This window comes from Variovorax sp. GW458-11-26-14-LB1, from assembly GCF_059423965.1.
The window spans coordinates 1-25,743 of sequence record NZ_JBWKYW010000042.1; the positions used below are offsets into that span (position 1 = coordinate 1).

General features: G+C 69.8%; 22 protein-coding genes. 12 read left to right on the top strand and 10 right to left on the bottom strand.

Annotated features, from left to right (window positions below):
- The 5 genes from AC07YS_RS23460 to AC07YS_RS23480 form a co-directional block, all read left to right on the top strand.
- Positions 1-226: hypothetical protein (locus AC07YS_RS23460; protein WP_495275732.1), on the top strand; the 226-nt coding region annotated here is incomplete at its 5' end.
- Positions 227-423: 197 nt separating this feature from the next.
- Positions 424-1,083 carry a YiaD family glycine zipper/OmpA-like lipoprotein gene (locus AC07YS_RS23465; RefSeq protein ID WP_056575284.1) on the top strand — a complete coding sequence of 220 codons (660 nt, stop codon included), beginning with the start codon at positions 424-426 and terminating at the stop codon, positions 1,081-1,083.
- Positions 1,084-1,168: 85 nt separating this feature from the next.
- Complete coding sequence (locus AC07YS_RS23470) at positions 1,169-1,726, top strand: OmpA family protein (protein WP_062480792.1); 558 nt, start codon at positions 1,169-1,171, stop codon at positions 1,724-1,726.
- Between the two features lie 136 nt (positions 1,727-1,862).
- A complete protein-coding gene (locus AC07YS_RS23475; protein WP_495269160.1) occupies positions 1,863-2,789 on the top strand; it encodes a helix-turn-helix domain-containing protein in 927 nt (308 codons plus the stop codon).
- A 137-nt stretch (positions 2,790-2,926) separates the two neighbouring features.
- Positions 2,927-3,406 carry a 2,4'-dihydroxyacetophenone dioxygenase family protein gene (locus tag AC07YS_RS23480; protein WP_159279179.1) on the top strand — a complete coding sequence of 160 codons (480 nt, stop codon included), beginning with the start codon at positions 2,927-2,929 and terminating at the stop codon, positions 3,404-3,406.
- Positions 3,407-3,421: 15 nt separating this feature from the next.
- Here AC07YS_RS23480 and AC07YS_RS23485 read toward each other — a convergent pair whose 3' ends face one another.
- From AC07YS_RS23485 to AC07YS_RS23500, 4 genes are read right to left on the bottom strand one after another with little or no spacing between them, the layout of a single operon-like run.
- Positions 3,422-4,048 (bottom strand): response regulator transcription factor, encoded by a 627-nt coding sequence (locus AC07YS_RS23485; RefSeq protein ID WP_062480799.1) that lies wholly within the window; start codon positions 4,046-4,048, stop codon positions 3,422-3,424.
- Between the two features lie 55 nt (positions 4,049-4,103).
- The gene (locus AC07YS_RS23490) at positions 4,104-6,179 is read right to left on the bottom strand and encodes a sensor histidine kinase (protein WP_159279178.1); all 2,076 of its coding nucleotides are present in this window, start codon (positions 6,177-6,179) and stop codon (positions 4,104-4,106) included.
- A gap of 2 nt (positions 6,180-6,181) precedes the next feature.
- Positions 6,182-7,000: a carbon-nitrogen hydrolase family protein gene (locus AC07YS_RS23495; protein WP_495269161.1), complete on the bottom strand. Its 819-nt coding sequence runs from the start codon at positions 6,998-7,000 to the stop codon at positions 6,182-6,184.
- Positions 6,997-11,160 carry a YhdP family protein gene (locus AC07YS_RS23500; protein WP_495269162.1) on the bottom strand — a complete coding sequence of 1,388 codons (4,164 nt, stop codon included), beginning with the start codon at positions 11,158-11,160 and terminating at the stop codon, positions 6,997-6,999. The genes AC07YS_RS23495 and AC07YS_RS23500 overlap by 4 nt, the downstream gene beginning before the upstream one ends.
- Before the next feature lie 25 nt (positions 11,161-11,185).
- Between AC07YS_RS23500 and glnE the strand changes: the two genes are divergently transcribed.
- On the top strand, positions 11,186-13,981 hold the full coding sequence (glnE, locus tag AC07YS_RS23505; RefSeq protein WP_307637702.1) for a bifunctional [glutamate--ammonia ligase]-adenylyl-L-tyrosine phosphorylase/[glutamate--ammonia-ligase] adenylyltransferase: 2,796 nt from the start codon (positions 11,186-11,188) through the stop codon (positions 13,979-13,981).
- Positions 13,974-15,083, top strand: coding sequence for a septal ring lytic transglycosylase RlpA family protein (locus tag AC07YS_RS23510; RefSeq protein ID WP_495269163.1), 1,110 nt, complete (start codon positions 13,974-13,976; stop codon positions 15,081-15,083). The genes glnE and AC07YS_RS23510 overlap by 8 nt, the downstream gene beginning before the upstream one ends.
- A 3-nt stretch (positions 15,084-15,086) precedes the next feature.
- On the opposite strand, the gene AC07YS_RS23515 is transcribed toward AC07YS_RS23510, so the two are convergent.
- The 3 genes from AC07YS_RS23515 to AC07YS_RS23525 form a co-directional block, all read right to left on the bottom strand.
- Complete coding sequence (locus AC07YS_RS23515; RefSeq protein WP_495269164.1) at positions 15,087-15,554, bottom strand: carboxymuconolactone decarboxylase family protein; 468 nt, start codon at positions 15,552-15,554, stop codon at positions 15,087-15,089.
- 105 nt (positions 15,555-15,659) lie between these two features.
- The gene (locus AC07YS_RS23520) at positions 15,660-16,550 is read right to left on the bottom strand and encodes an RNA polymerase sigma-70 factor (protein ID WP_139705064.1); all 891 of its coding nucleotides are present in this window, start codon (positions 16,548-16,550) and stop codon (positions 15,660-15,662) included.
- Positions 16,551-16,648: 98 nt separating this feature from the next.
- The gene (locus AC07YS_RS23525; RefSeq protein ID WP_062475258.1) at positions 16,649-17,506 is read right to left on the bottom strand and encodes a ferritin family protein; all 858 of its coding nucleotides are present in this window, start codon (positions 17,504-17,506) and stop codon (positions 16,649-16,651) included.
- Between the two features lie 129 nt (positions 17,507-17,635).
- On the opposite strand from AC07YS_RS23525, the gene AC07YS_RS23530 reads away from it, so the two are divergent.
- Positions 17,636-18,265: a glutathione peroxidase gene (locus tag AC07YS_RS23530; protein WP_070063272.1), complete on the top strand. Its 630-nt coding sequence runs from the start codon at positions 17,636-17,638 to the stop codon at positions 18,263-18,265.
- Positions 18,266-18,596: 331 nt separating this feature from the next.
- Here AC07YS_RS23530 and AC07YS_RS23535 read toward each other — a convergent pair whose 3' ends face one another.
- Positions 18,597-19,208, bottom strand: coding sequence for a glutathione S-transferase N-terminal domain-containing protein (locus AC07YS_RS23535; RefSeq protein WP_062475264.1), 612 nt, complete (start codon positions 19,206-19,208; stop codon positions 18,597-18,599).
- Between the two features lie 119 nt (positions 19,209-19,327).
- Here AC07YS_RS23535 and purB point away from each other — a divergent pair, with 119 nt between their 5' ends.
- The 4 genes from purB to AC07YS_RS23555 all read left to right on the top strand — a co-directional run bounded on the left by purB (position 19,328) and on the right by AC07YS_RS23555 (position 24,777).
- Positions 19,328-20,707, top strand: coding sequence for an adenylosuccinate lyase (purB, locus tag AC07YS_RS23540; protein WP_495269166.1), 1,380 nt, complete (start codon positions 19,328-19,330; stop codon positions 20,705-20,707).
- Positions 20,708-20,850: 143 nt separating this feature from the next.
- Positions 20,851-21,975 carry a PepSY-associated TM helix domain-containing protein gene (locus AC07YS_RS23545; protein WP_495269168.1) on the top strand — a complete coding sequence of 375 codons (1,125 nt, stop codon included), beginning with the start codon at positions 20,851-20,853 and terminating at the stop codon, positions 21,973-21,975.
- A 56-nt stretch (positions 21,976-22,031) separates the two neighbouring features.
- Entirely contained in the window at positions 22,032-24,182 is a 2,151-nt protein-coding gene (locus AC07YS_RS23550) for a TonB-dependent receptor family protein (RefSeq protein WP_495269169.1), read from the top strand.
- A 34-nt stretch (positions 24,183-24,216) separates the two neighbouring features.
- The gene (locus tag AC07YS_RS23555; RefSeq protein ID WP_095950452.1) at positions 24,217-24,777 is read left to right on the top strand and encodes a YaeQ family protein; all 561 of its coding nucleotides are present in this window, start codon (positions 24,217-24,219) and stop codon (positions 24,775-24,777) included.
- A gap of 13 nt (positions 24,778-24,790) precedes the next feature.
- Here the strand turns inward: AC07YS_RS23555 and AC07YS_RS23560 are convergent, their stop codons facing one another.
- On the bottom strand, positions 24,791-25,096 hold the full coding sequence (locus AC07YS_RS23560; RefSeq protein WP_062475276.1) for a putative signal transducing protein: 306 nt from the start codon (positions 25,094-25,096) through the stop codon (positions 24,791-24,793).
- 2 nt (positions 25,097-25,098) lie between these two features.
- Entirely contained in the window at positions 25,099-25,563 is a 465-nt protein-coding gene (locus AC07YS_RS23565) for a DUF3717 domain-containing protein (protein ID WP_495269170.1), read from the bottom strand.
- Between the last annotated feature and the right edge of the window lie 180 nt (positions 25,564-25,743).

A 25,743-nucleotide genomic window follows, 5' to 3' on the forward strand; every position in this document is an offset into this window, starting at 1 on the left:
GGCGCGGGGGCCGAGGGAACAGCCGGCAAGCGTTGCTACGATCGCAAGCCCGACCAGCCACTGGAGTCCATTTCTCATGGGTTTGATTCTGCTTGAAGCCCTCGCCGCGGGACTCGTCCTGATCTTGATCATCTGGTGGACCATGTTTTCCGGGCGTAACAAGGGTGAATTGCATGACGACCCCGACGCCGAGCGTGAGGACAAGGATTCGCCGCCCAAAGTGTGAATTGCTCGTGTAGCCACACGGCGCGGCCCACTGTCGGACAAGCACCCTATTGCTACAACTTTAGTAGCAATCATCGCAGCATTCACGGGCGATGGCGAAAGTTTTCTTATTTTCCGTAGGGCTTTGAGCACGTACCATCGCATACCCGCCGGGGGCTAAGCTGTGGCCCGCTTGATTCAACCTTGAAAGGGATCGCCATGAAAAAGTTCGTTCTTGCAACCACCGCAGCTGCCCTCGTTTTGTCCGGCTGTGCCGGCGGAATGACTGACACCCAGCGCAACACCGGCATCGGTGCCGGCATCGGCGCGCTCGGCGGCGCCGCCATCGGCTCGGCGACCGGCGGCAACCGCGGTGCCATCGGCACGGGCGCGGTGGTCGGTGCGGCGGCCGGCGCGCTCGGCGGCTACCTGTGGTCGCAGCGCATGGAAAACCAGAAGCGCCAGATGGAAGCCGCCACCCAAGGCACCGGCGTGGCCGTGACGCAGACCGCCAACAACGAGCTCAAGCTCGCCATTCCGAGCGACGTGTCGTTCGACGTGGGCCGCTCCAACATCAAGTCGAACTTCGCGCCCGTGCTCGACCAGTTCGCCAACGGCCTGCGCAACAACCCGAACGCCGAGGTGCGCATCATCGGCCACACCGACAGCACCGGCTCCGACGCCATCAACAACCCGCTGTCGGTGGACCGCGCCGCCAGCACGCGCGACTACCTGGTGGCACGCGGCGTGAGCGCCGCGGCGTTCCGCATCGAAGGCCGTGGCTCGCATGAGCCGGTGGCCGACAACAACAGCGACGCCGGCCGGGCACAGAACCGCCGCGTCGAGATCTACGTGGGCGAGCGCGCACCGCGCGGCTGATCGCCGCCCCACCGGGAAACCGGCCGCCCTATCGAACGGCCGGTTCCCGCTTCAGTTTTCATTGGTCCAAGCAGAGGGAAAATTCATGAGGAAGTTTGTTGTGTCTAGCGCGGCCCTGGCCGCTGTGTTGTTCATCGCGGGGTGCGCATCGTCGACCCCGCCGGCCGAAGCACCGGCCGCACAGCAGGCCGCACCGGCCAACAGCTGGACCGCCCGACTGGACGCGCTGAAGGCCGAGCTCGAAAGCTCCACCAAGGGCACCGGCGTGGTGATCTCGCAGACCGCCGACAACCAGCTTCACGTCGTGATTCCGAATGAACTCTCGTTCGACACGGGCCGCGCCAACGTCAAGCGCAACCTGGCGCAGGTGCTGGACAAGGTCGCCGAAGGCCTGAAGAGCGCCACCACCGCCAGCCTGCGCGTGGTCGGCCACACCGACAGCACGGGCAGCGAGGAAGGCAACGAGCGCCTCTCGGTCAGCCGCGCCGACAGCGTGCGCAACCACCTGGTGGGCCGCGGCGTGTCGACCACCGTGATCACCACCGACGGCCGCGGCTCGCGCGAGCCGCTGGCGGACAACGGCACGGCCGCCGGCCGCGCGCAGAACCGCCGCGTCGAAATCTTCGTCGCCGAGAAGATCTGAGCCCAGGTGCTGCGCGCACGTCGCGCGGCACCGTCAGGAAATCCCGCATGAGGGCACGGCACCGCCGGCCCTAACATCGCGCGGCCTGCACGCGGCGCGCGCACCGCGCGCCGGGCGGACACGAGAGGAAACTCCGATGAACGCCATCGCGCCGGCCCCATCGAGCGTCGCATCCCGCTTTGCCCCGGACATCATCGCCGCGGGCACCGGTGCGCAACCGCAGTACCTCGTGACCGGCGGCGACCAGCTGTTCGCCGCCCGCTGGCAGCAGGACGCGTGCTGGCTGCCCTTCCACGGCGCGGCGCATCACGTGCTGGTGCTCCACGAAAACGGCAGCACGGCGGTGCGCAAGTACGAGCGCGGCAAGCTCGTCGCCTCGCGCTCGCGGCTGGGCAGCGTGAGCTTCATCCCCTGCGACGGCACCGAATGGGAAATCGGCGGGCGCTGCGGCGTGGTGCACCTGTACATCGGGCAGGCGCTGATCGCCCGTGTCGCCGCCGAGGAAGGCCTCGGGCCGGCGGCGGAGATCGACCCCTTCTTCGCGATCCGCGACCCGTGGCTGCAAGGCTTCTTCCAGATGCTGGTGAGCGAGGTGGAGCTGTACGGCGGCGTGCCCGCGAGCCCCGATTCGCTGCTGCTCTCGCAGAGCCAGCACCTGCTGGCCCATCACCTCGTGCGGCGCCACTGCGCACCGGGGCGCGGTGCGCTACCGCGCACGGAGGGCGCGCGCCGGCAGCCGGTCCTGACGCCGCGGCAGCTGCGCCGCGTGACCGAGCACATCGACGCGCACCTGGCCACGCCGCTGGGCCTGGCCGACCTGGCGGGGCTGGTGCACCTGTCGCAGGACCACTTCATCCGCAGCTTCAAGGCGGCCAGCGGCATGGCGCCCTACCAGTACCTGCTGCGCCGCCGCCTCGAAGGCGCCGCCGAACTGCTGCGCACCAGCGACCTGCCCGTCGAGGCCGTGGCCGCGCGCATGGGCTTCGGCAGCCCCGCGTACTTCTCGACGCGCTTCCGTGCGTTCGTCGGCGTGGCGCCAGGCGCCTACCGCCGCATGCGCTGAACCGCGCAGCGACTTGCGCAAAAGCGCGCCGCTTTCGACATCCCGTGCTTCGTTCGGGCCAACAGGCCATGGCGTGAGAAGCCGCTCCTAGACTGGCTTGGCAGGCCGATCCCGGCCGCATCACCCACGGAGACACCATGACCCTGACCGCCCTGAAAGCCACGCCGCCGGCCAGCGCCGCCCACGCGCGCATCACGCTGCCGTACCCGCATTTCCAGAAGCTCGACAACTATCCATGGAAGCCGTGGGTCATGCCCGGCGTGGCCTACAAGCTGCTGAGCATCAACCGGCGCAGCGGCGGCTTCACCTGCCTGCTGAAGGTCGATCCCGGCACCGAGGCGCCGGTGCACCACCACCTGGGCGCCATCGAGGTGATCGTGCTCGAGGGCGACATCTACTACGAGCGCAACGACATCGGCCGCCCGGGCGACTACATGCACGAGCCCGCCGGCGACATCCACCAGCCGCGCTCCGACGGCGGCTGCGTGCTGTTCTGCGTGTTCGAGGGCGCCATTGCCGGGCTGGGCGAGGACGGCAACGTCGTCGGTATCGTCGACGGCCGCAGCATGCTGGAGATGGCCACGCGCGACGGCGCGGCGCAGCACGTGCACAGCTGAGGCCCGGCCTGCGGGCTAGAGGTCGCGCAGGCGGTTGGCCAGCTCCACCGCCGACTTCACTTCCATCTTCTCGAACACGCGCGCCCGGTGGACCTCCACCGTGCGCACGCTGATCGCGAGCTGGTCGGCGATGAGCTTGTTCGGCAGGCCCTCGACCACGAGGCGCATCACGTCGCGCTCGCGGTCGGTCAGCTCGGCGATACGGTCGGCCAGGCCGCGGCGCACGCGCTGCACCTCGAGCGCGCGCTGCGACATGCCCAGCGCCTGCTCGATGCGGTCGACCAGCGCGTTGTCCGAGAACGGCTTCTCGCAGAAGTCGAAGGCGCCGCGCTTGACCGCCTCGACGGCGGTGGGCACGTCGGCATGGCCGGTCAGGAAGATCACCGGCATCTCGGCCAGCAGGCCGCGTTCGGCCAGCCGGTCGAACAGCACCAGCCCGCTCATGCCGGGCATGCGCACGTCCAGCAGCAGGCAGCGCGGCTGGTCGGGCAGCGGCGCCTCGTCCAGGTACTGCTCGAAGGCCTCGGCGCTGCCGAAGTGCTCGCTGGCCAGGCGGCGCGAACGCAGCAGCCAGGCCAGCGCCTCGCGCACGCTGGCGTCGTCGTCCACGATAAAGATCAAGCCATCGATCAGCGGTTGCATGCCATGAGGTCCAGCGGAACAGAGAAAACGAAGAAGAAGAAGAAGAAAAAGGCGGCTATCCCGCAGCCGGGAGCGTAAACCTGAAGACGGTGCCCCGGGGGCGGTTGGGCTCGAACATCAGCGCGCCGCCATGCTGCTCCACCACGGTGCGGCACAGGCTCAGGCCCAGGCCCATGCCGTCGGGGCGCGTGGTGAAGAAGGGCGTGAACAGGCGCGCCGCCACCTCCTCGCTGATGCCGCAGCCCAGGTCGGCCACGGAGAACTCGAGCCAGCGCCGGCCGTCGGCCGGCACGGTGGCGCCCACCGGCAGGGCGCGCGCCACGCGCAGGCGCAGCACGCGGCTGCCGGGCGCGTGGTCGGCGCCGTCCATGGCCTGCATGGCGTTGCGCGCCAGGTTCAGCAGCACCTGCTCGACCAGCGTGCGGTCGCACACCACGGCGGGCAGGCGCTCTTCGCACACGATCTCGATCGTCACGTCGAGCTTGCGCGCCTGCAGCCGCACCAGCGGCAGCACGGCGTCGATCAGCGCCTGCGGCGCCACGGCCTCGCGCATGCGGTCGCGCCGGCGCACGAAGTCGTGCACGCTGCGGATCACCTGGCCGGCGCGGTCGGCCTGCTCGGCGATGCGCTTCACGGCCATGGCCACCTCGGCCTGCTCGCCGCGCGCCTCGGGCCCGATCAGGTTGAGCGAGCCGGTGGCGTAGCTGGCGATGGCGGCCAGCGGCTGCGTGAGCTCGTGGCTCAGCAGCGAGGCCATCTCGCCCACGGTGGCCAGGCGCGCGCTGGCCTGCAGGCGCTCCTGGCTGGCGCGCGAGAGTTCCTCGACGCGGCGCTGCTCGCTCACGTCGATGAAGGCGCTCATCCAGCCGGTCTGCACCTTGTGCGCGTTGATCAGCGGCGCCTCGAAGATGAGCACCGGAAAGCGCGTGCCGTCCTTGCGCATGAAGACCGACTCGAAGCCCTCGCGCGGCGGCAGGCCGCCCGCGAAGCGGCGCGTCTGGCGCAGGTGGTACTCGTGCGCCAGCTCGGTCGGCCAGTAGGGCGCCTCGACGCTGTCGGCCATGAGCTCTTCGGGCGTGAAGCCGACCATCTCGCAGAAGGCCGGGTTGACGTAGGTGATGCGCCCCTGCAGGTCGCGCGCGCGCAGGCCGGTGATGACCGAGTCTTCCATCGCCTTGCGAAAGGCCAGCGCGTCGGCCAGGTCGCGCTCGGCGCGCAGGCGGCGGCGGGTGTCGCGCGCCAGCAGGACGAGCACCGACACGAGCGCGATCGAGATCGCCGTGACCAGCGCCGTGAGCATGTTCGGGAACAGGTCGGGCGCGGCGCGCCAGCCGTCCACGCGCAGCATGAGCGAGGCGCCCGGCAGGTCGATGCGCTGCTGCGAGGTGAACACGCGCGTGCCGATGCGCCGCGAGGTGCCCAGTGCCACCAGCCGCGTGCCGTCGGCCTCGGTGAAGGCGACCTCCTGGCCGCGCGTGAGCGTGGGGCCGACCAGCTCGACCAGCGTGTCGCGCAGCGAATAGCTGGCCACCAGGTAGTCGCCGGCGTCCATCGGCAGGCACAGCTCCATCACCTCGACGCCACCGCCGCCGGCCACGGGCACGTAGTGGCTGGGCGAGTAGGCGGGCGCACCGGCCTTGCGCGCGGTGGCGCAGGCCTGCGCCACGTCGGCCTGCGCGGGGCCGCGGTTGCTCTCCTCGAGGATGCGCGTGCGGTAGGGCGTGTTCACGGCTTCGATGGGTTGCAGCTGCGCATCGCGCCACTCGAGCCGCAGCCATTCGCGGTGCTCGCGCAGCTGCGCCGCCGCGCGGTCGGCCCAGTGCGTGCGCTCCATGCCCGGCGCGAGCGTGGCGCGCAGGCTCTGGGCGTTGCGCTGCAGGCCGCTGCGCAGGTCGACGACGGCGTCGGCGGTGTCGCGCTCCAGCGCGGCCTGCACCTGCTCGACCTCGTGCCGGCCGGCCAGCCACACGACGGTGACCAGCAGCGCCGACACCAGCACCGCCAGCAGCAGCCACAGAAACCAGCGCTTCCACAGCGAGCGCAGGCGCGCGAAGGCGACGCCCCATCCCCGGCGCTGCGGCTGCTGTTGCGGCGGCGGCGGTGCAGGAACGTCGAGCGCCTCGTCGGCCATCGTCAGGCGAGCACGCGGTGCGACAGCGCGGGCAGCTGGGCGCGCGTGCGCTCGACCTGCCGGGCGTCGAGGTCGAACAGCACCACGCCCTCTTCGGCGGCCTGCTGCGCCACCACCGTGCCCCAGGGGTCGATGACCAGCGACTGGCCCCAGGTCTGGCGGCCGTTCTCGTGCGTGCCGCCCTGCGCGGGTGCGACCACCCAGGCCAGGTTCTCGATGGCGCGCGCGCGCAGCAGCACCTCCCAATGCGCGGCGCCGGTCGTGCGCGTGAAGGCGCTGGGCACCAGCAGCAGGTCGGCGCCCTGCCCTGCCAGCGCGCGGTACAGCTCGGGAAAGCGCAGGTCGTAGCAGACGCTCATGCCCACGCGCCAGGCGTGGCCGTCGCGCGACGGCAGGTCGAACACCACGGGCTGCGCGCCGGGTGCGATGACGCGGCGCTCGTCGTAGTGCTCGGTGCCGTTGTCGAAGAAGAACAGGTGGATCTTGTCGTAGCGCGCCACGCACTTGCCTTCGGGCGAGAAGGCCAGCGAGCTGTTGAAGACGTGGTCGGCGTCGTCGCTCTCGATGGGCAGCGTGCCGCCCACGATCCACAGGCCGAACTCGCGCGCCGCGTCGGCCAGGAAGCCCTGCACCGTGCCGGCGCCGGCGGTTTCGCGCAGGCCGAGCTTGTCGGTGTCGCGCGCGCCCATCATGCAGAAATACTCGGGCAGCACCGCGAGCTCGGCGCCGTCGCGCGCCGCCTGCCCGAGCAGCGCATGGGCGCGCACGAGGTTGGCTTCGCGGGCGATGGCGGACACCATCTGGATGGCTGCGACTTTCATTGCGTGGTCTCCGTTTTCTTGCCTTCGCTGGCGCCCGTCGATGTCGATCCGCCCGGCAGGCCGGGCAGCAGCTGCAGCGAGCGCGGCACCTTGGCGATCTTGGGGTCGGCCCAGGTGCCTTCGACGTGGAACTCCTGCGTGGCGGCCGCCGCGAGCGGCTTGCTCAGCACCCACTGCGCGAGGAAGGTGCCCAGGCCGATGGCCGGGTTGATGGCTGTGGCCACCAGCGCGGCCGTGCCGGCGTTGATCTCGGGCACCACCACCACGCGCAGGTTCTGCGTCTCGCGCACGATGTCGGCCGAGCCGTCCATGAGCGCGGCGGCGTTCACGCCCTTCATCTGCAGGTTGTTGGTGCTGGCGATGCCCTTGTTGATCTTCGCGTCGCCGCGGATGAAGTCGAAGGCGAAGCCCTGGCTGAACACGTCGCGGAAATCGAGCGTGAGCCGGCGCGGCAGCGCCTGCAGGCTCAGCACGCCCAGCAGCTTGGCCAGGCCCGGGTCGGCCTTGAGGAACTGGCCCTGCTCCACGTCGACCTGCAGCTGGCCGCCCAGGCTGGGGTAGTCGAGCGAGAACGGCGAGCCGCGCCAGTTCACCTCGCCCTCGAGCCGCCCCTTGCCGCGGCGCAAGACGCCTGGCATGCCGAAGCGCGTGAGCAGGTCGCCGGCGTCGGCGATGTCGAGCTTGAAGTTCATGGCCGTGGTGCGGCGCTGGCCGGCGCTTGCGCCTCCGCCCGCCGGCGCGGCCCAGGTGCCCTTGGCGGTGAAGGTGGCCTCGGGCACGCTGAAGGCGAGCTTGTTGAGCAGCCATTCGCGCCCGCCGCGGTTGACGGCGTCGATCTCGGCGCGGCCCAGGCGCTTGCCGAGCAGCTCGAAGTCGTCGACCACGATGTCCAGCGCCGGCAGGGTGCCGGGTTGCTCGTCGAGCAGGGTCTCGACCTGCGTGGCCTCGGCCGGCGCGATCTTCAGCCGCGCGAGCCGCGCATAGAGCCGGCCGGCCTGGCTGTGGCTGTACTCGGCGTAGCCGCTGAGTTCGGAGGCGTCGACGTTGGCGCGCCACAGCGCGCCTTCGCGCGTGCCGCCGAGCACCACGTTGTGCAGGGTGCGCCCCGCGATGCCCAGCTGCTGCGCGCGCACCGCGATGCGCGTGGGCAGGTAGGCCAGGTCGGGATCGTCGGCGCGCTCGCCGCCGCCGACCACCGCGGCGGTGCCCACCAGCGTCTGCCAGGCGCCCATGTCGAGCTTGGCGACGTTGACGTTGGCGAACACGCCGCGGTCGGGCGGCAGCGCCGTCTCGCCGGGCGCCAGCCCGATGCCGATGCCGCCGCGCAGCACGTGCGCCTGGCCGTTGGCCGACAGTTCGCGCACGTACTGCACCGAGCCGACGCGGCCGAGCTCGAGCGTCAGCTGGTCCTGCGTGGCGCGGCGGGCGTCGCGCGCCAGCACCTTCTTCTCGATGCGCAGCGGCATCAGCTCCTCGGCCGTCTTGACCAGCGGCGTGGGCAGCTGCAGCGCCAGCCCCTGCAGGCTGCTGGTGAGCGAGAACTCGGGCGTGTCGTCGCGCATCGAGAAGGTGGCGGCGTAGGGCGCGCTGCCGGTGGCGTGCTTGGCCAGGCGGGCGAGCCAGTCGACCTCGCGCGCGCCGCGCAGGCCTTCGGCACTGGCCGTGCCCTGCGCCTTCAGCGCCAGTTCGCGCTGCGGCCCGCTGAAGCGGCCCTTGCCTTCGACGCGAACCTCGCCGCCCAGCAGGCGGGCCTGCACGCCGGCCAGCGAGAAGCCGGTGTCGGTGAAGCTGAGCGTGCCGCGCGCCTGCGTGAACGGCGGCGCCTCGGGCACCACCTGCAGCTCGTTGTCGGCCAGCGTCACGGTGGCCTGCACCTTGGTGTTGTCGACGTTTTCCAGTGGCAAGTCGAGGCGCAGCTTGTAGTCGGCCGAGCCGGTGGCACGCGCGCGCTGCAGGAAGGGCCCGGCCTCGCCGGCCAGCGGCGCACCGGCGCGCAGCACCTCGCCCAGCGGGCCCTTGGCCTGCGCCTCGACGCGCAGCAGCGCGGCGTGGTGCGACATGTCGGCGATCTGCGCCTCGGCCTTCGTGACCTCGACGCCGGGCGCGCCGGCAATGCGCCCGCGCGCGTTGCGCACCAGCATGCCCGCGCGCTCGAACACCAGCTCGCCCGACACGCCCGTGAGCGCCGGCCACACGGGCGGCGGCGCGGCGGGCGGGCCGGTGCGCGACGCCGGGGTCGCGGGCGCGGCGGTGGCGGCCGCGAGCGAGGGCGGCACGTAGGCGTAGTGCACGTCCGACACCTTGGCCGCGATGCGGAACTCGCCCTGCTTCGGGTCCATGAAGGGCATGTCGTGCAGGTCGCCGCGCACGCGGAAATCGACGGTGCTGGCGGTGCCCTTGACGACCGACTCGCGCACGTAGTCGCGCGTGTGCTGCGGAATGTCGAGCGGCAGGTAGCGGAACACGCGGGTGCCGTCGGCGCGCGTGAGCTTGCCCTGCAGGTCGAGCACGCCGGGGTGCTGCGCACGGCTGCTCGAGGTAGCCGGGTCGCTGGTGCGCCAGTGGGCCTCGGCCTCGCCCTCGGCGTCGGCGTTGGCGAAGCGCAGCTTCGACACCTGCACCTGCATGGCGCCGTTGTCGAGCTTCCACTGCAGCTGGGTCGAGAGCCGGTCGATGGGGATCACCGGGTCTTCGAACACGCCGGGGAATTCGAGCGTGCCCTTGGCCATGGCCAGCGTGGCGGTGCCGCCGGTGTGGCTGGCGTCGAAGTCGAGCGTGGCGCCGCTCAGGCCGGGGGTGCCGGGGTGCACGCGCGGCGGCGCGGCGGGGGCGCCGGCCGGTGCCGGGGTGCTTTGGGCGGTGGCTGCAGGCGCAGGCTGCGAGGCCACGCGCAAGCCGCTGACCCGGCCCTTGGCCTGGTAGCGCGCGATCGCGTCGGGCGCGCCCTGCCAGTTCATGTCGATGCGCTCGACCAGGCCGCGCGGCGCGTAGGCGCCCAGCACGCGGTGCGTGGCCTCGCCCAGCGGCAGCCGGTCGGCGATGAGCGCCAGCGCGGCGAGGTCAAGCCGGTCGGCCTTCAGCGCGCCGTGCTCGGGCGTGCGGCCCTTGGCGGGCGTGTGCTGCAGCCACAGGTTGCCGCCCGGCCAGCGCAGGCCGTCGACGGTGTCGAACTGCAAGGCGGTGGTCGAGAACTCGAAGGTGTCCGCGTTCATCTGCCCCGCCAGCCGGCCGGTGACGGCGCGCAGCACCAGCGGCTGCAGCCCCTTGCCGAGCGAGGCGTCGATGCGGTTCAGGCCCAGGTCGGCGGCGCCGCCGACGATGCGCCCGTCGTCCACGTCGGCCCACAGGCGCAGCGCGCCGTTGCCTTCGCGGATGCGCGCGTCGAGCGAAACGTACTGGCCCAGGCGCGTGACGTCGATGTAGGGCAGGTCGGCATAGAGCTGGCCGTCCCAGGTCTGCCAGTGGCCGCTGCGGATCGACAGCAGCGGCTGGCGGAACTGGCCGCGCAGCGTGAAGCGCTCGCCCCAGCCGGCCGGCGGCGTGGCGTCCAGCCGCAGGCCGTGGCGGCGCGCGCCGTTGCGGGACACGAAGCGCACGTCGGTCAGCAGCAGCGGCTCGGCGCGGCGCTGCTCGTCGGTCCAGCGCACGGTGCCGCCTTCGATGACGAACTCGCGCTGCGCGAAAAACCAGTCGGCGGCGCGGGTTTCTCCGGTCGTGTCGGTCTCCATGTGCAATCCAGCCACATGGAGTTTTCCCTGAGTGTCGCGGCGCACGTCGAGCTGCGGGCCCTCGATATAGAGCTGCTCGAAATTCAGGCGCCACAGCGAGCGCGGCGACACGCTCGCCACCACCCGCACGAGGCGAAGGGCCTCGCGCTGGTCTGCGTCCTGCAGCACCACGTCGCGCAATTCGAAGGCCGGAAATAGCCCTTCGGAACGGGCGGTGATGGCGCCGATGCGCACCGGGACACCGATGGCCTTGCTAGCCTGCGCCTCGAGTGCACCGCGAAAATCGCCGATTCGCGGCACAATCCACGCGTGCAGGACCACGACTGACAGTGCCAGCAGAAGCCACGCAGCGAAGAGCAGACCCAATAGCCAGCGCGCTGTCACAGCGGTGATTTGGAGCAGACGTGAAGGGGAAGACGCCGTGTCGTTCATTGAGGATCGCGCTGTGTCGGGAATTATGACCGCCAGCCTTGAGCCGGGTTCCGCGCCAACCCACACCAGTGTGAATCAGTTGCCATCCAATCCGACGCCTTCCGCGTTTTCTTCCAGTTCCCGATTCGTCCAGCGGCTGCGCCGCCGCTATGCGGCCGAGCTTGAATTGCTGCCGCCCGGCGAGCCCCGGCGCGAATCGATGACCGTCGCCTACGACGCCCTGCGCGCACGCGGCGTGGCCGTGGGCGATGCATTGCGCATCGTGCGCCAGCTCACGATGGAACGTCTGGTCACACTCGACTGCGACCAGCAGGCCCCGCTCGCGGTGGTGACCACCGCCGTGACCGAGCTGGCCGAACTGGCCCTGGACATCGCCTGCCAGGACGCCTGCCATGAACTCGACGCCCAGCACGGCGCGCCGCTCGGCCCCGAAGGCCAGCGCTCGCAGCTGTGGGTGATCGGCATGGGCAAGCTCGGCGCGCGCGAGCTCAATGTGTCCAGCGACATCGACCTCATCTACCTGTACGACGTGGACGGCGACACGGCCGGCGATGCCGACGGGCGCGGCAAGCTGTCCAACCAGGAGTACTTCGCGCGGGCCGTGAAGCGCATCTATGCGCTGGTGGGCGACGTGACCGAGCACGGCTTCGTGTTCCGCGTCGACCTGGCGCTGCGGCCCAACGGCAACTCGGGGCCGAGCGTGGTCTCGCTCGACGCGCTCGAAGAGTATTTCCAGGTGCAGGGCCGCGAATGGGAGCGCTTTGCCTGGATGAAGAGCCGCGTGGTCGCTCCGCGCGCCGTGGTGCTCGGCGGCCAGGCCCAGGCGCTGCGCAACGTGGTGCTGCCCTTCGTGTTCCGCCGTTATCTCGACTACAGCGTGTTCGACTCGCTGCGCATCCTGCACCGCCAGATCCGCGAACAGTCGGCGCGCCGCAGCGCCGGGCGCCCCGAGCGCGCCAACGACGTGAAGCTCTCGCGCGGCGGCATCCGCGAAATCGAATTCACCGTGCAGCTGCTGCAGGTGGTGCGCGGCGGCCAGTTCCCCGAGCTGCGCACGCGCCCCACGCTCGACGCGCTGCAGCGGCTGGCGCGCGCCAACCTCATGCCGCAGGACACGGCCGACACGCTGGCCGCGGCCTACGAGTTCCTGCGCCGCGTGGAGCACCGCATCCAGTACCTGGACGACCAGCAGACGCACGTGCTGCCGGTCAACGACGACGACCTGCGCTGGATCGCGCAGTCGATGGGTTATGCCGACTGCTGCCCCTTCCTCGAACAGCTCGACACGCACCGCGAGTTCGTGGCCCAGGAGTTCGACAAGCTGCTGGGCGGCGAGAAGCCCTGCAACGGCAAGTGCAACGGCAAGAAGGCCGCCGCGCCCGCCGACCTGGCCGACCTGCTCGACGACCTGCCGCCCGTGTTCGCCGAGCGCATCCGCGACTGGTGCGAAACGCCGCGCGTGCTCGCCCTGCGCGAGGAAACCCGGGGCCGCCTGCGCCAGCTGGTGCAACGCACCGGCCAGTGGCTGAAGGAGCCCGACGGCGAGGGCGCGGGACAGACGCCGCGCCACGTCGACGCCGCGATGCGCTGGGCCGACTGGATCGAACCGCTGATGCGCCGCGAGAGCTACCTGGCGCTGCTGGTCGAACGGCCTGCCGTGCAGGAGCGCCTGCTGCGCCTGCTGGGCGCCGCGAAATGGCCCGCGCGCTACCTCATGCAGCACCCCGGCGTGATCGACGAACTCGCGAGCGACGAGATGCTCTCGGGCCGCTTCATCGCCGACGAATTCGAACGCGAGCTCGAAGCGCGCCACACCTCGCTCACCCGCACCGGCGAGGCCGACGAAGAGCGCCTCTTGAACCTGCTGCGCCACGCCCACCACGCCGAGGTGTTCCGCACGCTGGCACGCGACGTGGACGGCCGCATCACCGTCGAGCAGGTGGCCGACGACCTGAGCGCGCTGGCCGACACCACGCTGCGCGTGACCGCGCGCTGGTGCTGGCCGCACGTGCGCAACCGGCACCGCGAGGTGCCGCAGTTCGCGATCATCGGCTACGGCAAGCTGGGCGGCAAAGAGCTGGGCTACGGCAGCGACCTGGACATCGTGTTCGTCTACGACGATGACGACGAGCGCGCCGGCGAGGTCTATGCGGCCTACGTGCGCAAGCTCATCAACTGGCTCACGGTGAAGACGCGCGAGGGCGACCTGTTCGAGATCGACACCGCGCTGCGCCCCAACGGCAACTCGGGCCTGCTCACCACCAGCTTCGAGGCCTACGAAAAATACCAGCTCGGTCGCGGCAGCAACACCGCATGGACCTGGGAGCACCAGGCCATGACGCGCGCGCGCTTCGTGCTGGGCAGCGCCGACCACGGTGCCGAACTGGGTGCGCGCTTCGACCAGGTGCGCGAAGCCGTGCTGGTGGCCCCGCGCGACCGCGAGGCGCTGAAGGCCGAGATCATCGGCATGCGCAACAAGCTGCGCGGCGCCCGCCCCGTGAAGGCCGACCGCTTCGACGTGAAGCACAGCCCCGGCGGCATGGTGGATGCCGAGTTCGCGGTGCAGTTCCTGGTGCTGTCGGCCTCGGGCGCACACCCCGAGCTGATTCCCAACCTGGGCAACATCGCGCTGCTGCTGCGTGCCGAACAGGCCGGGCTGCTGCCCGAAGGCGTGGGCCGCAACGCCGCCACCGCCTACCGCGAGCTGCGCCGCGTGCAGCACACCGCGCGCCTGAACGAAGAGCCCACGCAGGTCACGCCGCCCGCCCTGAGCGCCGAACGCGACGCCATGCTGGCCTTGTGGAAGGCGGTCTTTGGCTGACGGCGCCCTCGCCTCCCGCGCGCTGACGGCCTGCGCCCTGGCCGCCGCGCTCGTGCTGGCCGGCTGCGCCAGCGGACCGCGCAGCAGTGGCGGCGGCGTCGCCAGTGGCCGCGACGGCCCCGGCACCAACATCCCGTCCGACCTCGACCGCGTGCCCGACGCCGAGCCTCGCATCGAAGCGATCCGCAGCAGCGGCGGCACCAGCAAGCCGTACACGGTGCTGGGCCGCGGCTACGTGCCGATCACCGACGACCGGCCGTTCCGCGAATCGGGCATCGCCTCGTGGTACGGGCGCAAGTTCCATGCGGCCTCGACCGCGAGCGGCGAGCCCTACGACATGTACGCCATGACGGCCGCGCACAAGACGCTGCCGCTGCCGAGCTATGTGCGCGTGCGCAATCCGGCCAACGGGCGCGAGGTGATCGTGCGCGTGAACGACCGCGGCCCCTTCGTGGACGGCCGCGTGATCGACCTGAGCTACACGGCGGCGCTGAAGCTCGACCTGCTGCGCGGCGTGGCGCCGGTGGAGATCGAGCGCATCACCAACGACGACATCCGCACTGGCGCCTGGCGCCGCGATGCGGGCACGGCCTATGCCGCGGCACCTGCGCCAGCCCCCGTCCGGGTGGCGGCCGCGCCGGTGGCCGTGCCTTCGGCCTGGGTGGCGCCGGTCGCGATGACCGCCGCTGCAGCCCCCGCCGCGACGATGCCCGTGGCACCGCAGACGCCGGTGATGGCCGCGGCACCGTCGGAACCCGAAGCACCGGCCGGGCCGCGTGAAGCAATGGTGGTGACCGACCTTGCGCCGCTGGCCCCGCTCGCCGCGCCGGCAACGTCATCGGCGCCATCGCCGCCCTCTTCCGCTGCCGCCGGTTTCTGGGTGCAGCTCGGCGCGTTCCGCGAACGCGACGGCGCCGAGACCCTGAGAAGCCAGGCCGCACGCGGCCTGCCCACGCTGGCACCGCAGCTGCGCGTGTTCAGCGAAGCCGGCACGCACCGCCTGCAGGCCGGGCCGTTCCCGTCGCGCAATGCGGCGGGCGAGGCCGTCACGCAGCTGCGCGACAACCTGCGCATCGCACCGATGGTGGTCGAGCGGCGCTGAGGTTCAGGGCATCGCCTTGGCCACGACCTGCGAACGCAGGCCCACGCCGAGGCGGTTCCAGGCGTTGATCTGTGCCACGGCGAGCGAGAGCTCGACGATTTCCTGGTCGCTGAGCACGGCCTTCAGGGCTTCGAACTCGGCATCGCGATCGGCGTGGTGGTCGGCCAGGCGCGTGAGCGTTTCGGCCCAGTCCAGCGCGGTGCGCTCGCGTTCGTTGAACAGGCTCACCTCGCGCCAGGTGGCCAGGCTGTTGATGCGCTGCCAGTCTTCGCCCTGCACGCGCAGGTCGCGCACGTGCATGTCCAGGCAGTAGGCGCAGCCGTTGATCTGCGAGACGCGGGCAAAGACGAGGTCGATCAGCACCTTGCCGAGCGTGCTCGACTCGAAGCTGCCGTTGACGGCGATCATGGCCTGGAAGGACTTGGGGGCGAACTTGGTCCAGGCGAGACGGAGGGCGGGGGCTTGGCTCATGGGATGTACTCCAGGGTGGTTGAAGGAAGAAAAGCGAAATCTGCTTGCTACACCCTGAAGACGCGCCAGCCACCGGCCCTGTGACAGGCTGCCCGAATTTTTTCTTCAGGCGCCCCGTTTGGCCGCGAACAGCTGGGCGATGCGCGCCAGCTTGTCGGGGTTGCGCTGGGCGCGGATGCGCACGATGCGCTCGCCCTCGATCTCGAAGGTCTGGGCCGATTCGAGTTCGCCGTCCAGAAAGCGCAGCATCCCGGGCTCGCCGTTGAGCTCGACCAGCTCCATGCGCACGCCGGCGCCCATGCGGCGCCAGAGCGAGAAGTACAGCTGCGCCAGCCGCTGGCTGCCGCGCAGGATCTTGCTGAAGGTCTGCACCTTGCCGCCGCCGTCGCCGATGAGTTCGACGTCTTCGGCCATCAGCGCCTTCAGGTCCTGCATGCTGCCGCGCGCGGCGGCATCGGCAAAGGCGCGCAGCAGGCGCTGGTGGGTCTCGCGCGAGACCTGGAAGCGCGGGCGGGCCTCCTGCACCTGGGTCTTGGCGCGGTGCACCAGCTGGCGGCAGGCGGCCTCGCTCTTGCCCAGGGTCTGGGCGATCTCGTCGTAGTCGGCGTCGAACACCTCGCGCATGAGGAAGGCGGCGCGCGCCTCGGGCGCCAGGCGCTCGAGCACGGCCAGGAAGGCGACGGAGATGTTGTCGACGCGCGCTAGCGTTTCCTCGGGCGTGTCGGGCGACCCGGTGAGGGTGGGCTCGGGCATCCACGGGCCGATGTAGTGCTCGCGCTGGACCTTGGCGCTGCGCAGCCGGTCGATCGACAGGCGCGTGACGACGGTCACGAGCCAGGCTTCGGCGCTGTCGAAACTGGCCTTGTCGGCTTCATGCCAGCGCAGCCAGGCGTCCTGCACCACCTCTTCGGCCTCGGCCACGGAGCCGAGCATGCGGTAGGCGATGCCCTGGAGGCGGCGGCGGTGGCTGTCGAAGGTGAGGGTCGGGTCGTCCATGCCCGATTAGACGTTTGACGTCGCCGTGTTGTGACAGCCCGCGCCCAAAAAAAAATCGCCCCGGCATGCGGGGCGATTTTTCAGATCTTGGGAGCGGCTCAGGCGCCCTGGTATTCGGGCTTGGGGCCCAACGTGGCCGAGACTTCCTTGCGGTAGCGGTTCAGCTCCTGCACGGTCTTGAAGCTGCGGTTCATCAGCAGGCTCAGGTTGTGCAGGATGCGCTCGCCGACCTTGGTTTCCCAGCCGGCGTCGAACTTGATCTGCTTGTCCAGCCAGTGCTCGAGCCAGTCGGGATCGGGCATGCGGCTCTGGATGGTGTCGTTCGGGAACAGCGCCTTGTTCACGTGCAGGTTGGTCGGGTGCAGCGCCTGGGCCGTGCGGCGCGCGCTGGCCATCAGCACGCCGACCTTGGTGAAGGCGGCACGGGCTTCGTCGCCGAACTTTTCCATGGCGCGCTTCATGTAGCGCAGGTAGGCGCCGCCGTGGCGGGCTTCGTCCTGGCTCAGCGTGGTGTAGATGTGCTTGATGACCGGCTCGGTGTGCCACTGGGCGGCGCGGCGGTACCAGTGGTTCAGGCGGATCTCGCCGCAGAAGTGCAGCATGAGGGTTTCGAGCGGGGGCGCCGGGTCGAAGTCGAAGCGCACCTCGTGCAGCTCCTGCTCGGTGGGCGCGTGCTGCGGGCTGAAGCGCTTCAGGTACTCCATGAGCACCAGCGAGTGCTTCTGCTCTTCGAAGAACCAGATCGACATGAACGCCGAAAAGTCGCTATCGTGCCGGTTGTCGCGCAGGAACATCTCGGTGGCCGGCAGCGCCGACCACTCGGTGATGGCATTCATCTTGATGGTCTGCGCCTGCTCTTCAGTCAGCAAGGAAGCGTCGAACGACTGCCAGGGGATGTCCTTGTCCATGTCCCAGCGGACGGATTCGAGTTGTCTGAAGAGTTCCGGGTAAAGCATCAAAGTCTTTCAATGGCCGCCGATTTTAGTCGGGCCGTTTGGCGCGCCCGTGACAGACGCGCGATGATGTACTTGCGCGCGCGCCCGCGCCATAGATGCACACCCCCCTTTTCGATCCAGGAGCCCGTCATGCGAACCCCCGCCCGATTGTCGATGCTGCGACGTTGCGCCACGGCCTTTTCCCTCGTGGCGGGCCTGTCCGCCGCCCTGTCGGCGGGTGCCCAGACGGCCCCCGCCGCCCCTGCCGCGCCCGCGGTGGGCGGCGCCGCCGGGTGCCCGGCGATCCTGCAGCACAGCTTCCCGCGGCTGCAGGATGAAAAGCCCCAGAACCTGTGCCAGTACTCCGGAAAAGTGGTCCTGGTGGTCAACACGGCCAGTTTTTGCGGCTTCACGCCGCAGTACAAGGGGCTGGAGGCGCTGGACATGAAGTACCGCGCCCGCGGCCTGGTGGTTCTGGGCTTCCCGTCGAACGATTTCTCCCAGGAATCGGGCTCCAACAAGGAAATCGCCGATTTCTGCGAAAGCACCTTCGGCGTGAAATTCCCGATGTTCGCCAAGTCGTCGGTGCGCGGCACCGACGCCAACCCGCTGTTCAAGCAGCTCGCGCAGGCTTCGGGCACGACGCCGAAGTGGAACTTCTACAAGTACCTGATCGGGCGCGACGGCAAGGTGGTTCAGGCGTGGTCGAGCATGACGGCGCCCGACGAGAACGGCTTCATCCAGGTGATCGAGAAACAGCTCGGCCCCAGCGGCGACTGACCGGCCCTGCAATGTGAACTTTGAGTCACAAACGTTTACCACTCGAACGGGAACCGTGCGGCGGCACCGCGCTCATACTTGAGCGTGGGCGGCCAAGGCCCACAGGTTTTCATGTTGCGAGGTCTTCCGGGCGCCTGCCGTCCGGTTGAAATCCCGAGGCGATTCTTCTCCTCCTCCCTCCCTCCCTCCTTCGTGTCGGGGCGCCTCGCAGCATTTTTGTCTTCCCGCCGAAAGCGGGGCCCGCGATGACGCAGCGCCCCCCTCGGCCTTCCCGCATGCGGTGGCCCGAACGGCCCCAAGAAAAAAGCGCCCCACGGGGCGCTTTGTCGTTTCAGGGCTGGGTGTCGATGAAGCTCGGCCGCAGCATGAGCTTGTCGTACAACTTGGCCAGGTTGGCGTGGTCGCCGCGCCAGTCGATCTCGGGAAAACGCAGCCCCAGCCAGCCCAGCGCGCAGCCGACCGCGATGTCGGACAGGCTCAGGTGGATGCCGCTGCAGAAGGGCTTGTCGCCCAGGCCCTTGGCCATGGCGGCCACGCCGGCCTGGACCTTGGCGCGCTGGCGCTCGATCCAGGCGGCGCTGCGCTCGGCGTCGGCGCGGCCGGTCCAGGTGGCTTCGAGGCGCCAGAGCACGCCGGCGTCCATGACGCCGTCGGCCAGCGCTTCCCAGGTCTTGACCTCGGCGCGCTCGCGGCTTTGCTGCGGAATGAGCTTGCCCACGGGCGACAGGGTGTCGATGTATTCGACGATGACGCGCGAGTCGAACATCGCCTCGCCGCCTTCCATGATCAGGCACGGCACCTTGCCCAGCGGGTTCGAATGGGCGATCGTGGTGTCTGCGGACCAGACGTCTTCGATCACGAACTGGTAGTCGAGCCGCTTTTCGGCCAGCACCACGCGCACCTTGCGCACATACGGGCTGGCGGCGGATCCGATCAGTTTCATGAAGGCTCTCTCCCCATCGCTTGTTAACGTTTGTTCGCAGGCATTTTAGGTGAAGGGAAAAAGACGGCGCCCGAATTCCCCCGCGGCGCGGCCACCCGGCAGCCGCCTAAAATTCGGGCATGAGCTTTTCCACCGTCTCCGCCCTCTCCCCCCTTGACGGCCGCTATGCGGCCAAACTCGCGGTCTTGCGCCCGCTGATGAGCGAACAGGGCTATATGCACCGTCGCGTGCAGGTGGAAGTGGCCTGGTTCATTGCGCTGTCCGACTGCGGCTTCGCCGAGTTCAAGCCCCTCACGGGCGGCGCCCGCAAGTACCTGATGGGTCTGGTGTCGCACTTTTCCGAGGCCGACGCGCTGGCCATCAAGGACATCGAGAAGACCACCAACCACGACGTGAAGGCCGTCGAATACTGGATCAAGTCGAAGTTCGAGGCCCGCCCCGAGCTGCTGGCCGCCGCCGAGTTCGTGCACTTCGCCTGCACCAGCGAAGACATCAACAACACCAGCCACGCCCTGCAGATCCAGGCCGCACGCGACACCGTGGTGCTGCCGGCCATCGACGGCCTGATCGCCAAGCTGCGCGAAATGGCGCACCAGTTCGCCGACGTGTCGATGCTCTCGCGCACCCACGGCCAGACCGCCAGCCCGACCACCGTCGGCAAGGAAATCGCCAACGTGGCGGTGCGCCTGACCAAGGCCCGCGCGCAAATCGCGGCCGTGCAGCTGCTGGGCAAGATGAACGGCGCCGTCGGCAACTACAACGCCCACCTGGCCGCCTGGCCCGAATTCGACTGGGAAGCCTTCAGTCGCAAGGTCGTCGAGACGCCCGCGCCACTGGGCCTGGGCCTGAGCTTCCAGCCGTACAGCATCCAGATCGAGCCGCACGACTACATGGCCGAGCTGTTCGACGCCGTGGCGCGCGTCAACACGATCCTGGTCGACTTCTCGCGCGACATCTGGGGCTATGTGAGCCTGGGCTACTTCAAGCAGCGCCTGAAGAAGGGCGAGATCGGCTCGTCGACCATGCCGCACAAGGTCAACCCGATCGACTTCGAGAACGCCGAGGGCAACCTGGGCCTGGCCAACGCGGTGCTGCGCCACCTGAGCGAGAAGCTGCCCATCAGCCGCTGGCAGCGCGACCTGACCGACAGCACGGTGCTGCGCAACATCGGCGTGGCCTTCGGCTACGCCACGCTGGCCTACGCGAGCCTGGCCACCGGCCTGGGCAAGCTCGAGATCAACCAGGAAGCGCTGGCCGACGACCTCGAGGCCTCGTGGGAAGTGCTGGCCGAGCCGATCCAGACCGTGATGCGCCGCTTCGGCGTGCAGGGCGCCTACGAGCAGCTCAAGGAAGTCACGCGCGGCAAGACCGTGACGGCCGAGGCGCTGCACGGGCTGATCCGCTCGCTGGCCATTCCCGAGGAAGAGAAGACCCGCCTCCTGGCCATGACGCCCGCCAGCTACACCGGCAAGGCGGCCGAGCTGGCCCGTAGAATTTAGGCCTCCCCCGCGACGATCCGCCGGCCCGTGCCGCCCACGGCCGGCGCGCCTCGTTCGCCCACCGATACCTCCCAGCCAACGTGCCCCGTTTGGGGCACGCCAGCCGACAACCCAGACGGGACGCCTCGACGTCCCCGTTGTTCATGCGGCGCGCCCCCCTGAGACGCCTCTGGCTCACGCTCCACCGATGGATCGGCCTCACGCTCGGGCCGCTGCTCGCCCTCACGGCGCTCCTGGGCGCTGTGCTGGTCGTGGCGCTGCCGCTCGACCGCGCAGCGCATCCTGAGTTCTTCGTCGCGCGCAGCAACAGCAGCACGGCCCCGGCGCCGTTGGAGCCCCTGCGCCAACGCCTGCTCGCCGAGTTCAGCCCCGACACCAACCTCACGCTGCGCCCGCCGCGCCAGCCCGGCGACACGCTCTGGGTGCTGGTGCGCGGCCCATGGGACGGCACGCTCTACCTCGACCCCGCCACCGGCGCCGAACAGGGCCGCCGCGGCACGCACGAAGGCGCCTACAACCTGCTGTTCGAGTTGCACAGCAGCCTGCTGCTGGAAGACACGGGCAAGGGCATCCTCGCCATCGCCGCGCTGGCGTACCTGTTCCTGCTGGTCACCGGCGTGGTGCTGTGGTGGCCGGCGCGCTGGCCGCCCTCGCTGCGCATCGTGCTGGACCGCGGCCTGCTGCGCGGGCTGTTCGACCTGCACCGCACCGGCGGCGCCGTGCTCGGACTGCTGATCGCCGTGTCGGTCTTCACCGGCGCCTACATGGCCTGGCGACCGCTGGGCGGCTTCATCTCGACCGCGCTCGGGCAAACACCTGCCAAGGCGCCCGGGGTGCCCAAGGGCACCGCCACCGGCCCGCGCCTGCCGCTCGACGACCTCGTCGCCCGCGCGCAAGCCGTGTTCCCCGGCCAGCCCATCGGCTACGTGCAGGTGCCCGGCCGATCGGACCGGCCGCTGCGGGTGCGCTTCCGGCTCGCCGACGACCCGCACCCGAACGGCATCGGCTCGGTGTGGGTGCATCCGGTCACGGGCGAGCTGCTCGGCGTGCGCCGCTGGCAGGACATGGACACCGGCAACGGCGCGGTGGTCGTGATCTACCCGCTGCACACCGGCGTGCTCGGCGGCGTGGTGCACCAGGCGGTCACCGCGCTGCTGGGCCTGGCGCTGGCCGGCCTCGGCCTGAGCGGCGTGTGGCTCTGGTGGCGCCGGCGCGCCGTGGCTGCGGCTGCCCGCAGCCAGGCGCTGTCGCGTGGCACGGCGCCCTGAACGACGCACACATCCCATCCCTTCATCCATCACAAATACATCGAGGAGGACTCCCCTTGTTCCCGCACAAAAAGACCGCCATCGCCCTGGCCCTGTTGCCCCTGAGCCTGCACAGCTTCGCGGCCGACGCCGAGCCGTCGAAGTCGCTCGAGGCCATCACCGTCACCGGCGACTGGCTCGGCACGCCCACCGAGACCAAGGTGCTCGAGCACGCCGGCGCGCGCAGCATCGTCGAGCGCCAGCAGATCCAGGAAAGCGGCTCGGCCAGCGTGCGCGACGTACTGCGCCAGGTGCCCGGCGTGCAGGTGCAGGAGAGCAACGGCACCGGCGGCAGCGACATCTCGCTCAACGTGGGCGTGCGCGGCCTGACCTCGCGGCTGTCGCCGCGCTCGACCGTGTTGCTGGACGGCGTGCCGCTGGCCTACGCGCCCTACGGCCAGCCGCAGCTGTCGCTGGCCCCGGTGTCGCTGGGCAGCCTCGAAGCCGTCGACGTGGTGCGCGGCGCGGGCTCGGTGCGCTACGGCCCCCAGAACGTGGGCGGCATCATCAACTTCGTGACGCGCTCGATCCCCAAGCAGTTCGCGGGCGAAGTCGGCGTGGGCGTCGAGAGCGCCAGCCACGGCGGCGGCACCAAGAGCACGCCGAGCCTGTTCATCGGCGGCACCAACGAGAACGGCCTGGGGCTGGCACTGCTTTATTCGGGTACGCACGGGGACGGCTTTCGCCAGAGCAACGACAAGACCCGCATCGACGACCTGATGCTCAAGGGCGCCTACCGAATCTCGAAGACCGACGACATCGCGATCTCGCTGCACCACTTCGAAGGCAAGGGGCGCATGCCCGGCGGCCTGACGACGGCGCAGTTCGCGGCCAACCCGTTCCAGTCGGACCGCCCCTACGACGAGTTCACGGGCAGCCGCACCGACGGCTCGCTCAAGTACACGCACAACGACGGCGTGAACAAGTTCGAGATGCTGACCTACTACACGGACTCGTACCGCAGCAGCTACCTCGAGCAGGAAGGCACGGGTGCCAACGCCAACCGGCGCCGCCTGACCACCGCGCCGCGCAACTACAAGACCTACGCCTTCGAGCCCCGCTACTCGCGCCTGATCGACTCGGGCAGCGTGGTGCAGGAAATCAGCATCGGCGCGCGCTACCTGAAGGAAGAGGCCTCCGAGGTGGCCACGCGCAGCAGCTACTACCGGCCGGCGCCGGGCTTCGACGCCTACGCGCTCGCGCAGCCCGCGTACCAGACCAGCAAGGGCGGCACGACCGCGCACGCGTTCTACATCGACGATCGCATCGACTTCGGCAACTGGACGGTCACGCCCGGCGTGCGCTACGAGTCCTTCCGCTCGCACAACGACGTGTTCACCGTGGCCAACAACCGCATCACCAACGCGATCTATCCGAAGATCGACTCCAACGAGGTGCTGCCCACGCTGTCGGTGCTCTACCGCATGAGCGAGCGCTGGACGCTGTTCGCCAATGCCGGCGTGTCGTTCGGGCCGCAGCAGTACGCCCAGCTCGCGCAGTCGACCACCAGCCTGCACCCCGAAAAGGCCAAGACCTACGAGATCGGCACCAAGTACAAGGGCGAATCCTGGAGCGGCGAGCTGACGCTGTTCAACATCAACTTCGACAAGGAGCTGCAGCTGGCGCGCTCCATCACCGGCGACGTCGGCCAGTGGACCGACCTGGGCGCCACGCGCCACCGCGGGCTGGAGTCGGCGCTGCGCTACGACCTGGGCAGCCTGAGCGACGCGCTCAAGGGGCTGTCGGTGTCGGGCACCTACACCTACACGCAGGCCACCTCGAAGGCTGGCGTGTTCGCGGGGCGCGACCTGCCCTTCTACTCGCGCCATGTCGCGACACTCGGCGCACGCTACGAACGCGGGCCGTGGACGCTCAATGCCGACCTCTACGCGCAATCGAAGCAGCGTTCGCCGGGCTCGCCGGACGACGGCGCCAGGTACATCACCGTGGAAGACCCGAGCGGGCGGCTGGGCGACATCCCGGGCTACGGCACGGTGAACCTGCGCGCCGCCTACGACTTCGGCCCCTCGCTGAGCCACCTGAAGCTGGCCGTGGGCGTGAAGAACCTGTTCGACCGCCGCTACTACAACCGTTCGGTCGACAACAACGGCGGCAAGTACGTGGGCCAGCCGCGCACGGTGTACCTGCAGGCGTCGGTGGCGTTCTGAGGCCGAAGGTGCGCGCGCATACACTCGCGCACCCATGGCTCTCAAATCCACCATCTTCAAGGCCACCCTCGCGGTGGCCGACATCGACCACGGCTACTACGCCGACCATGCGCTGACCCTGGCGCGCCACCCCAGCGAGACCGACGAGCGGATGATGATCCGGCTGGTCGCGCTCGCGCTCAACGCGCACCAGCTGCAGGACATCTGCAACGGCGACGGCACGCTGGCCTTCGGCGCGGGCCTGTCGAACGTCGAGGAGCCCGACGTGTGGCTGCGCGACTTCACGGGCCAGACCAAGATCTGGATCGAGGTCGGCCAGCCCGAAGACAAGCCCATCATCAAGGCCTGCGGCAAGGCGGACGAGGTGATCGTCTACTGCTTCAACCACGCGGCCGAGATCTGGTGGCGCGGCATCGAGAGCAAGCTCACTCGGCCGCAGAACCTGAAGGTCTACCGCGTGCCCACCGAGGCCTCGCAGGCGCTCGCTAGGCTGGCGCAGCGCAGCATGCAGCTGCAGGCGACGATCCAGGAAAGCACGCTGACGCTGGGCGACGGCGTGAACAGCATCGACGTCGAGCTGCTGCGCTGGAAGTAACGAGCCCGGGCGGCTAGGCCGCCGGCATCATCTCGCCGCACTGCCAGCACTGCTCGAAGCCGCCTTCGACCTGCTCGCCGCACACGCACAGCCAGCTGCGTTGCGGGCGGTTCTGCAGTTCGTGCAACAGGCGCTTCGCGAGCTCGTACTGCGATTCGTCGTCGATCCAGATCTCGGGCAGGCACTGGTCGGGCGGCAGCTGGCCCATGACCGCGCCAAGGAATTCGCGCTGCACCGTCGCGGCCACGCCCTCCTCGCGCAAGGCATGCGCCCACACGGTCGCGATCGCGAGGTTGGGGGCTTGCGCGAGGCGGCGCATGGTCAGGGGGCCCAGTTTTTCTCGTCGTCCGGGTCGAACTCGGGCTGCGCGGCGGAGGGCTCGGCCTCGCGTGCGCGTTCGGCATAGCGGTTGAAGCGCCAGGCCGAGTCTTCCATGGTGATGCGGCGCCAGGTGACGCGCTTCTCGACCGGCGTCATGGCCGGCCAGTACTGCACCTCGTCGAAGGTGCGCCCGCAGCCCTTGCACTCGTCGTCGCCCTGGCTGGTCGAGCAGATCGCGATGCAGGGCGTGTCGGGCGTGCCGTGGTACCAGTCGAGCCACGCGGCCCAGGCCTTGGCGGGAAAGCCGACCTCGTCGACCTCGTCTTCGTGGTGGAAGACCATGAGCGCGTAGACCTCGGCCAGCGCGCGCAATTCGGGCGCCAGCGTGATGCCGTCGGGCGAGGGAGACTTCTCGCGCCAGTGGTTGATGGCGGCCTCGATGTCGGTGATGTGGATGGCGGCCATGGAGAGTGAAAAAACAGCGAGCGGCGATCATAGTCCCGCAATGTCCCGCTCCTTTTTAGGGCCATAGGCGCTCCCAAAAATGGAGCGCCCAATGCCCGCTGCATGCGCCCCTCCGGACATTTGCCCTTAAATGTAAAGAAAACTTTTGGTTGCCTCGGCGCGGTCTTCAATGATCTAATC